This window comes from Phyllobacterium sp. YR531 (assembly GCF_000282595.1).
In the GTDB taxonomy this organism is placed as follows: domain Bacteria; phylum Pseudomonadota; class Alphaproteobacteria; order Rhizobiales; family Rhizobiaceae; genus Phyllobacterium.
This window is the reverse complement of record NZ_AKIZ01000001.1, coordinates 137,600-146,772: the sequence shown is the minus strand read 5'-3', so window position 1 is coordinate 146,772 and position 9,173 is coordinate 137,600. Positions and strand designations below refer to the sequence as shown.

The following is a 9,173-nucleotide window of genomic DNA, read 5'->3' as shown; positions in this document are numbered from 1 at the left end:
CTGGCGGCCGCCACTTCCTCCGATCACCCACAGAGCGTCTCCGATTGAAGCCGCTCCCACAATATCGCGATGGCGCTTTCCTGCCGCGCCAGTTTACGCGACAAGGCGTCGATCTCCGGCTGGCGCTCGGCGGTAACGGCAGCGAGGTTAGCGCGATACCGTTCGAGGAATGCGCCGGGATCAGGGGCCTTTCCACGTCGATATCCGCACTGCTTTTGGCCAAGCTGCGGTACCAACGCCGTCATGCGCCGAGTGATGTGCCTATTTATCATGTCAAGCTGGCGCTGCGTTTGCCGGCGAGCTTCCTCCATGCGGAAGAGCTGTGCGGGGCGATCTTGAGCTAACATCACGCCGCCCTCACACGCCAGGCAGAAAAGCTGGACGGCCCGCCATATCTTTGGGGGGGGGTGGCGATGGCATGGTTATCAGGGGTGAGCGTACTCATGCCGCCGTCCTCCCTTCTACAATGTCCGCCCCTACCGCGTCAGCCGTGATTTCCTGCAGCACGGCGTTCGGATAGCCGTGGCACGTGAGCCATTCCTCAGCGGCCGCGCGGTTGGTGGCAAGATGAACAAGCTCGGCGCCGTCGCCGACGCGATCGAGCACGAGGATCTCGCCGATAGCGGGCCGCTCCTTGACCGCGAACGTCAGGTCGCTGTTAACGGAAAAGGTCTGATGGACGCGCAGGACAATGGTCCCCTGGCTGCCATAGTCGCCCTTGTGCAGCGTAATCGAGGCAGCCAGCGTCGTGTTGCCGACGCGGACTTCGTCCCGCTTGCGGATCAAGCGGCCGCAGCTGTTGCGATTTTCCCAAGCGGCGAGCTTCTTGACGTGCCGCTCCGGCGGGCGTGGAGATCCGTCAGAATAAGTCACGATGGAAGCGAGTGGGACAAGGTCATAGATCAATTGAGCGGACATGGTTTTCTCCGTGGTGTCATGGTGGAAACAGAACCGCCGCCGGTGATGTGCCGGCGGCAGAATGATCATTCAGAGGAAAAGAGGGGTTGCCTACTCGGCAGCCACTTTGTAGGCATGCTCGTCGGTGAGGTCTTCGTCCTGCGCAGCCGGATCTTCATCAACGTAATCGTGTGCGGGCTCGACGATCGCATCGCCATCGAGCTCTTCCTGATCCTCCTGCGTGCCGTCGTCTTCGGGCTGCTCGACGCGCTCGTTCTTCTTCAGCCACGAGCCAAGCTTTGCCGGGTCGGGGGTGAACAGCGCCAACGAATGAACGAAGCGGCCCTCCTTGAAGTGCTCGACCAAGGCCGCACGGGTGTCCTTGACCTTCTGCCGGGGCAGGACCGATGTATCCGTACACGACGCTTCCAATGCCGGTCGCGACAGGCACGAGAGGAAATCCTCTGTGCCCATGTTGGGCAGAAAGCTATCCGCGCCGATCACATCGCCAGCCACACGGGAGACAACGCCACTGTCCGAACGGTTTTCCCTGCATGACAGGACGTCGATCAGGAGCGAACGCACAGAGACTCGAAGCGTGTCCATGTCGACTTCGAGCTTGCCGTCCTGGTCGAACAAGCAAGCCGCATGTTCGCCAAGGCTGGCCGCTCCGTAGTACGAGATGTCGCGTGTGCCGGACGCCACTGTCACGTTCTGTCCGGCGAACGCGAGGACCAACAACGCCATCAGCGTGTCGTCCTCGATCGGTGCTCGCGACAGCGCCTCGTGCAGCGCATCTGTGCGCAGGTCGCCGATCATCTCCATGCCCTTGCGGGTGACATCCGGCCGCGTGTTCACCGTGACCGCAGTATCGTCACCCTCGACCACTGGCTGCTGGCCCTGCTTGCCCTTCGCCTTCTTCGCCTCGGGCATGCGATAGGCAACGGACTGTACCTTTCCGTCGCGGTCGAGATACATGGCAGTCTGATCGGACTTGCCCGGCTTGCCATAGATGCGTTCGGCCTTGGGCGGCAGCTTCGGTTCGCCCCACTGCCCTGCCTCGACGATTACGCCACGCTTCGGCAAGTGGTTCGCCATCCATTCCTGCTGTGCGCCCAGAAAAGCTTCCACATTCGTCGTATAGCGGCTGTCTTCATCTGCTGGCGCGAACAGGTCCTCGACCCACGCAATGCCATAGGCCTGCGCCAGATCGTCTCCGAAGCTCGCGTCACGGGCATACATTCGGGTCTTCTGCAGGCCCTGCGCCACGCTCCACCACGAAACCTGGGGATCGGCCTTGGAGGGCTTGTGCTTCTTCCAGACTTCCTTTTGTTCTTCCAGCGAGGCGGAGGCGACCGTGCGCAGCTGGCTCTCATTGGGCATGTCGCCCCTGGCCATCTGGTCGAGCATGGCTGGCAGGACATTTGCGAGCAGGCGCAGCTTCCTAATCTGACGCACAGGCAGAGCCAGAGCGACAGCGATTGCTTCCTCGGTCCAGCCGAGCGCGACCAAACGTTCGATCGCCCGCCACTGATCGACGGGATTGAGCTGCTCATGTGCCAGCGTCTCGGCCAGCGAGCGCATCACCCCGCCATCCTCGGCGCGGTCGATGAGCAAGACAGCGATTTCTTCCAGGCCGGCGGCGATCGCCTGTTTCACCCGCCGATGACCGGCATCGATAATATATCCATTGCCGCCCTCCGTTGCCGGAGTCACGACGGGCGGCTGCACGATGCCGACGGCGCGGATCGTTGCCAAGAGCAACGCGTCCGCCTGCGGGCTGGACTTCGAGCGCCGCGCCTTGTCGGGGTTTTTCTTCAGTGCGCGCGGATCGACAAACTTCAGTTCCATGGGGATGCTCCTTCAAGGGGTTACCGGACGCCGCCTATCGCTGCGTCCTTCCTCATCTTCTTCTCGAAGACACACACTGGCCCGCGGAGCGGACGGGCCGGTGCAATTGCGGCCGAGCATCCCTGCCGGGCCGATCAAGCGGGGCTTACAGCCCTGCGCGGAGCGAACGGCCGGGATCGCGAGTGGCGCGGTTGAGCGCCAGCGTCAGCGGTCCGCCCGAACTGCGAGCAGATTTTCTCTTCCTTCTCCTTCTCCCTCTAGATTCGGATTTATTTACGCATTTTCTGACGCTATATTGCGTCATAATTATTGGCATCAAGGAGCGGCAGTGACATGGGACTTGCCCAATATGCAGACGGCGGACTTTTCTCGCCACGCAAAATCGCAAAAGCGTTGCGCACGACCAGTGAAGAGATCGCTCGCACGGCCGGGCTCGGAAAGGATGCGATCCAGCGCAAGGACCGTATTCGATCGGACAAGACGCAAAAGCGGCTGCGCGAGATGACGGAAGTCGTCAATAAGGTCGAGCCCCGTTTCGGATCGGCGCTGATGGCCTATGCCTGGTATCGTTCCGAGCCGCTGCCGGGTTTTTCCGGCCAGACGGCAATGCAACTGGTTCGAGACGGACGTGCCGATGATGTACTCGACTATATCGACGCGGTCGATGCCGGCGTTTACGCGTAATTCGGGCGATGCATCTCCAGGAACCCTCTACCGGGCGCTGAACCCGATCCATGCGCGCGAGCCGATGTCGGGTCGCGGCGCAGAGCTTTGCGGTGGCCGCTTCAATCGGAAGGGGACGCCGGCACTCTATACGTCCCTATCGATCATGACGGCGTTGCGGGAGGCCAATCAGATCGGCAGCCTGCAACCGACGACGATCGTCTCCTATGATGTAAATATCGAGCGTATTTTTGACGGCCGGGATGACGAGGCCCTAAGGGCAGAGGGGATCGATGCCGCGACGCTCGCTGATGCGACCTGGCGCGATCAGATGAGAGAGACCGGGGAAGCAAAAACACAAACCTTCGCTCGGAGGCTCACCACCGCGGGCTATCAGGGATTGCTGATCAAGAGTTTTGCACCCGGTGCAACTTTTGACGATCTCAATCTTGTTCTGTGGAAATGGAGTGATGCTGCGCCCTGCCGCCTGACGTTGATCGATGACGAGAGCCGGTTGTCGCGGTAGCGTCGGCTGGAAATCGACCATGATGGACGACACAGGAATGGCCGGTCGCACCTGATGGCACGGCTGGCCAGCCAATTCTATCATGTAACGTTCACCTTAATGTCACCGGTGCCTTCAACATCCGCCGCAAGGGCTTTCTCCACCTCGGCAAACTGTCGGCGCTTGTCGATCAGTTCTCCGGCAAAGGCGAAGTCGCCCTCGCCCCGCGACTGATAGGAGGCGAGCCTGCGGCGCGCATCGGCGAGGCGCTGATGATGGCGCTCCTGCTCGCCCTCGAAATCGTCGAGTGCATGTTCAAGGCGGGAAACGGCGCCGAGCGGCGTCACCGTCATGGGAAGCTCGATTTCGGCGGCAGCGCTGCGCAGGAGCATGGTGGAATAGCGGTAGCCGTCCTTGCCAAAGCGCTCGCCGGCAAATTCGAGGTCGAAGCCGCCGATCGAGGCGATGACGGTCTCGCCTTGCCTCTGGAACTGTACCATGGTCAGGATTTCCTTCATCAACGCACGGCCCGCCTCCTTGCGTTCGGTGTAGGTCTTGTCCGCAACGGTCATGGCGAAAGCGTCGCCTGCGGTCGGGACGAGCCGTTCTATGTCCTGTCCGACCTCCACGATCCGCCGCACGCAAAGCTCGATCTCGCGCTCGGCATCACGAATCTGGCGACGCACCGCATGCTGGTCATCGAGATGAGCTGCGCGCAAACGCTCCAACCGGGCGATATCCACTTCAAGCCCAGCCTTCTGCATCAGACGCTGGTCGCCGGACGCGATGGCCTTCGCCATGGCGAACTGGCTGGCTTGGCCCTCGCTCATATCTTCGAGCCGGCGAATGGATGTATCCCCAGAAAGTGCTGCCGTGATGAAGCGGGCCTTGCGCTCGTTGTTCTGCCACATCGTGGCATCAAGGCTGCCTTCGGTGGCGTAGGCGAAGACATCGACGACATCATGCTGATTGCCTTGCCGCACGATGCGACCCTCGCGCTGCTCGATCTGCGAGGGCAGCCACGGCACGTCGAGGTGATGCAGCGCCTTCAACCGCAGCTGGGCATTGACGCCGGTACCCATGGTTTCTGAACTGCCGATCAGAAAGCGCACCTTGCCGACGCGGACGTCGCTGAACAGCCTCTGCTTGGCCTCGGTCTTCTTGTAGTCCTGCATGAAAGCGATTTCGCTTGCCGGTACGCCCATGCGGATCAGCTCGTCGCGGATCCAGCGATAGGCCGAGAATCCCCTGGTCTTCTCGACACTGATCGTGCCGAGATCGCTGAAGATCATCTGCGCGGCACCGGGCCGCTCGAACGATTTGCCGTCATGGCGAACATAGGTGTTACCCGCGGTCTCGTTCCAGATGCGCAAAGCATTCGAGATCAGTTTGTTGAGCTTGTTGTCCGCCTCGTTGTCATTGTCGGCATCGACCAGGCGAAGATCGATCGCCGCATGGCGGCCGTCAGTGATGACGGAGAGCAGGATGTCGTCGCCCGGCTCCGGCGGCCGGTCGCGCTCCTCGATCGCCTCGATGCGGGCATCGAGCACCAACTGGTAGCGCTTGAAGGCCGGGGTGGGCTTCGAGGTGATGATCTTGCGCCTGCCCGTGGAGATCGCCGGCACCTTCACATACTGCCGCAGGTCGTCCGGCATCACGACATCCGCGAAAGAGCGGAACATCGCAATCAGCTCGGGGACGTTGACGAAGCTGGCGAAGCGCGACACCGGCTTGTATTTGCCCGATGGCTGGAGCTCGAGTTCGGTCGTCGTGTCGCCGAAGGTCGACGCCCAGGCGTCGAACTCGTGCAAGCCGCGCTCCATCAGGGCCGCATGATCCATGAGCCTCTGCACCGTGAACATCTCGCCGAGCGTGTTGGTGATTGGCGTACCCGACGCCAGCACGAGCGAGCGGCCGGGGTTTTTCGTCTCGATGAAGCGGGATTTTACATAGAGGTCCCAGGCCCGCTGCGACCCGTTCGGATCGACGCCCTTCAGTGTCGACATGTTCGTCGCAAATGAGAGCTTCCGGAACTCCTGCGCTTCGTCGACAATGATCTGGTCGACACCGATCTCGGCGATGGTGAGGAGATCGTCCTTGCGGGTGGAGAGTGCTTCGAGCCGTTCTTGCAGGCCCTCCTTCAACCGCTCGACGCGCTTGCGCGACACACGGTCGTCGCTTTCGACCTTGGTCAGCAGGGTCTCGTACAGTTCCAGCTCGTCATGGATCATCTGTTGTTCAAACGTGGACGGCACGCCGATGAATTTGAAAGCCGAATGGGTGATGATGATCGCGTCCCAAGTCGCCGTGGCGGCACGCGACAGGAACCTTGCCCGCTTGTCTTTCGTAAAATTCGTCTCGTCGGCGACAAGGATGCGGGCATTCGGATAGAGCGCCAAAAACTCACGTGCGGCCTGCGCCAGGCAATGGCCCGGAACGACCTGCATCGCCATGGCGATCAGGCCAAGCCGGCGTTGCTCCATGATCGCGGCAGCCATGGTCATCGTCTTTCCGGCGCCGACGGCATGAGCAAGGTAGGTCGAGCCCGACGATATGATGCGCCAGATGCCGCGCTTCTGGTGGCCATATAAAGTAAAGGCGCCAGAGGCGCCCGGAAGTTGCAGATGGTCCCCGTTGAACTTTCGCGGGGCGATGTTGTTGAAACGATCATTGTAGACCCGCGCCAGCCGGTCGGTCCGGTCGGGTTCGGACCAAATCCAGGTCTGGAAGGCGGTCTTGATCTTCTGCAGCTTCTCCTTGGCGGCCTCGGTATCGACGACATTGAGCACGCGCTTTTCGCTATCGCCCTCCTTGATCGTATCGAAGATCTGCGGCACGCGGCTGTTGAGCGCATCGGCGAGAAGCTCGCCAGCATGCCTTCGGTCCGTGCCCCACTCGGACGTACCGACCGCGAGATAGCCAAGCTGGCGTGCCTCGACGGTCCATGACGCCAGTTCTGGCATATGGTGGATTCTGATGTCGGCGTTCATCGTCTCTTTGACGAAGGCGACGACGTCCACCGCCGGAATCCACGGTGCGCCAAGCCGGGCGGTGATGTCGGAGGGTCGGAGATCGGCGGGCTGGACTTCGACCAGTGCCTGAACATTGCGCCTATAGACGGGATCGAGCGCGGCGGCGGCTTCCGCGACCTTCAGCTTGTCGCGGACATGGCCGGAGAGATAGGCGTCCGCCATCTGCCAGGAGCCTTCGGCGGGGTCGCGGAAGATGGCACTGCCGAGCTCTGCGACGATATCTTCGGGATCCTGATGCAGAAGCTCGGCGATGTGGTCGAGATCGACACGACCGCGTTCGTTGAGCACGACAGCGAGAGCATCGGCGGCACTTGTGATTGTCGGGGGTGCAGGCGGCGATATTACCCGTTCGGTGAAGATCGGACCAGGCCTGGCAGTATCGTTTTCGAGGTCGTAGTCTTCGATGGAAGCCACCAGCCAGCAATCGGGATCGTCAAGGAAGGGCTGGAGGTTCGGCCGTCGATGGCTTTCGCGCGGCGCGCCGGTCTCCGCATCCTCGGCTATCGAGACTGTCGTATGGTTGATCGGACCGAAGTCCCGCACGAAGCTGGACCAGGCGATGCGGAGCTTCACCTGTAGGTTCTTCCACGGCCTGTCAAGTTCCTGTGCCTTCAGCACCTCGCGCAAGGCGTCGCGGACCGGGAGCAGCTTCCTGATGATCCGGACATGCTTCTCGGGGATACCGTCAGCGCCGCGGCCCTTGCGCAACTTCACAGCGACCGGTTCGCCGTCGATCACCTGCATGAGGCCGCGGGCGTTGTCGAAGAAGAAGCTGCCTTCCCGTACATGCCGGTCGAAGGGTAGATCGACGACGCTCTGATCATCCGCTTTCTCCAGGTCGAAATCGATCTCCGTGGGTTCACCCTCATATTGGTCTTCCGGAAGGAGATTGATGGCAACTGATAGAGCGGCGGCGAGGTCCTCACCCTCACTGGGAAGGCATGTGTAGGTCTCGCCAAATGGGCCGGAGGTGAGCGCATGCGTGCCAAGCACAAAATCCGGGTGCTGCGCGAACCAGCGATTGACGCGGATCGCGCCTTCATCGTCGATCGCATGCCGGACTTCCTCGGTGTCGAGCCAGGACAGTTCGCCTTCCGGTTCCCCGATCTTCCTCTTCCGAAAAAAGACGATGTCCACCACGACGTCCGTGCCAGCGTCGGAGCGGAAGCTGCCTTCGGGCAGGCGGATGGCCGCGATCAGGTCTGCCGTTTTCCCAATATGCTTCCGCGCCGAAGAATCCGCCTTGTCCAGTGTGCCGGAGCTGGTGACGAAGGCGGCGAACGCCCCCGGCTTCAACAGATCGATCGAGCGGGCGATGAAATAGTCATGAAGGCGCAAGGCCAGCGAACGATAGGCCCGGTCAGAACGAACCGTGCGATCTGAGAAGGGCGGATTGCCAATGGCGAGGTCAAAGCTCGCCGGCAGTTCCGTGCGGGCAAAGTCACCGGTGACGATACGGTCACGGGGCTGCAACAACCGGGCGATGCGTGCGGTGACGGAATCGAGTTCGATGCCGGTGACATGGGACGCGGCGCGCAGCGTCCCCGGCATCATCGCCGGGAACAGGCCCGTTCCGATACCAGGCTCCAGGACTCTGCCCCCTCGCCACCCCAGGCGCTGAAGGCCTGACCACATCGCGCGAATGATGAACTCCGGCGTGAAGTGGGCATATTGGGTGCAACGGGCAAGCGAGGCGTAGTCGCTCTCGCCGACGGCATCCTCGAGCGCCGCGCCGATCTCGTCCCAACCCTTGCGGAAATCGACTGCGCCCGGACGGCGAAAGACACCATTGGCAAGGTCGGATGCGCCGAAACCAGCGAACCGGATCAGCTTCTCCTGCTCTTCGCGCGTGGCCGGACGTTCTTCCGCCTCTATCTCGCCCGAGAGCAGGATCGCAATTATATTGTCGCGCGCCCGCTCTTTCCAGCCGCGCGCCAGGCCACGGGCATCGGCGAGATGGAAGTTCAAGCCACGGGCGCGGCAGGCAGTCGATGACGGCATCGCGGGCGCCGGCGTCGAAGGGTCCGGGTCGGGATCGTCGTCGTTACCAGGCTCAAAATTGCTGCCGAAGGTGATGACCCCAAGGCCAAGACCAGATGAGAGTGCGGTGTTGCCGAAAAGGTCGATGGTGTAGGGGTCGTCATGCGACATAGCTGTTTCTCCTGAGTGAGGGCGCACGTCGCCGTCCCGCTGGAAGGCTCCGGCAGGCCGGACATGCGCGGAAT

General features: G+C 61.8%; 6 protein-coding genes. 3 read left to right on the top strand and 3 right to left on the bottom strand.

What is annotated here, in order from left to right; genetic code table 11:
• The coding region (locus PMI41_RS25605) for a hypothetical protein (protein WP_210160782.1) at positions 1–344 on the top strand (344 nt) is incomplete at its 5' end.
• Positions 345–441: 97 nt separating this feature from the next.
• Here PMI41_RS25605 and PMI41_RS00695 read toward each other — a convergent pair.
• Together PMI41_RS00695 and PMI41_RS00690 are read right to left on the bottom strand one after the other, a co-directional pair.
• On the bottom strand, positions 442–918 hold the full coding sequence (locus PMI41_RS00695) for a hypothetical protein (protein ID WP_008120708.1): 477 nt from the start codon (positions 916–918) through the stop codon (positions 442–444).
• A gap of 90 nt (positions 919–1,008) precedes the next feature.
• Entirely contained in the window at positions 1,009–2,748 is a 1,740-nt protein-coding gene (locus PMI41_RS00690; protein WP_008120707.1) for a ParB N-terminal domain-containing protein, read from the bottom strand.
• A gap of 333 nt (positions 2,749–3,081) precedes the next feature.
• On the opposite strand from PMI41_RS00690, the gene PMI41_RS00685 reads away from it, so the two are divergent.
• Positions 3,082–3,432, top strand: a complete 351-nt coding sequence (locus tag PMI41_RS00685) for an MbcA/ParS/Xre antitoxin family protein (RefSeq protein ID WP_008120706.1) — start codon at positions 3,082–3,084, stop codon at positions 3,430–3,432.
• Positions 3,413–3,937 carry an RES domain-containing protein gene (locus PMI41_RS00680; protein WP_052025804.1) on the top strand — a complete coding sequence of 175 codons (525 nt, stop codon included), beginning with the start codon at positions 3,413–3,415 and terminating at the stop codon, positions 3,935–3,937. Before PMI41_RS00685 ends, PMI41_RS00680 begins: the two co-directional genes overlap by 20 nt.
• Before the next feature lie 80 nt (positions 3,938–4,017).
• Here PMI41_RS00680 and PMI41_RS00675 read toward each other — a convergent pair whose 3' ends face one another.
• Positions 4,018–9,099, bottom strand: coding sequence for a hypothetical protein (locus PMI41_RS00675; RefSeq protein WP_008120703.1), 5,082 nt, complete (start codon positions 9,097–9,099; stop codon positions 4,018–4,020).
• Positions 9,100–9,173 lie beyond the last annotated feature (74 nt).

Excerpts from the sequence above, each read along its gene's own strand:
- PMI41_RS00695 (WP_008120708.1), bottom strand. The coding sequence starts at position 918 with ATGTCCGCTCAATTGATCTATGACCTTGTCCCACTCGCTTCCATCGTG.
- PMI41_RS00690 (WP_008120707.1), bottom strand. The coding sequence starts at position 2,748 with ATGGAACTGAAGTTTGTCGATCCGCGCGCACTGAAGAAAAACCCCGAC.
- PMI41_RS00685 (WP_008120706.1), top strand. The coding sequence starts at position 3,082 with ATGGGACTTGCCCAATATGCAGACGGCGGACTTTTCTCGCCACGCAAA.
- PMI41_RS00680 (WP_052025804.1), top strand. The coding sequence starts at position 3,413 with ATGCCGGCGTTTACGCGTAATTCGGGCGATGCATCTCCAGGAACCCTC.
- PMI41_RS00675 (WP_008120703.1), bottom strand. The coding sequence starts at position 9,099 with ATGTCGCATGACGACCCCTACACCATCGACCTTTTCGGCAACACCGCA.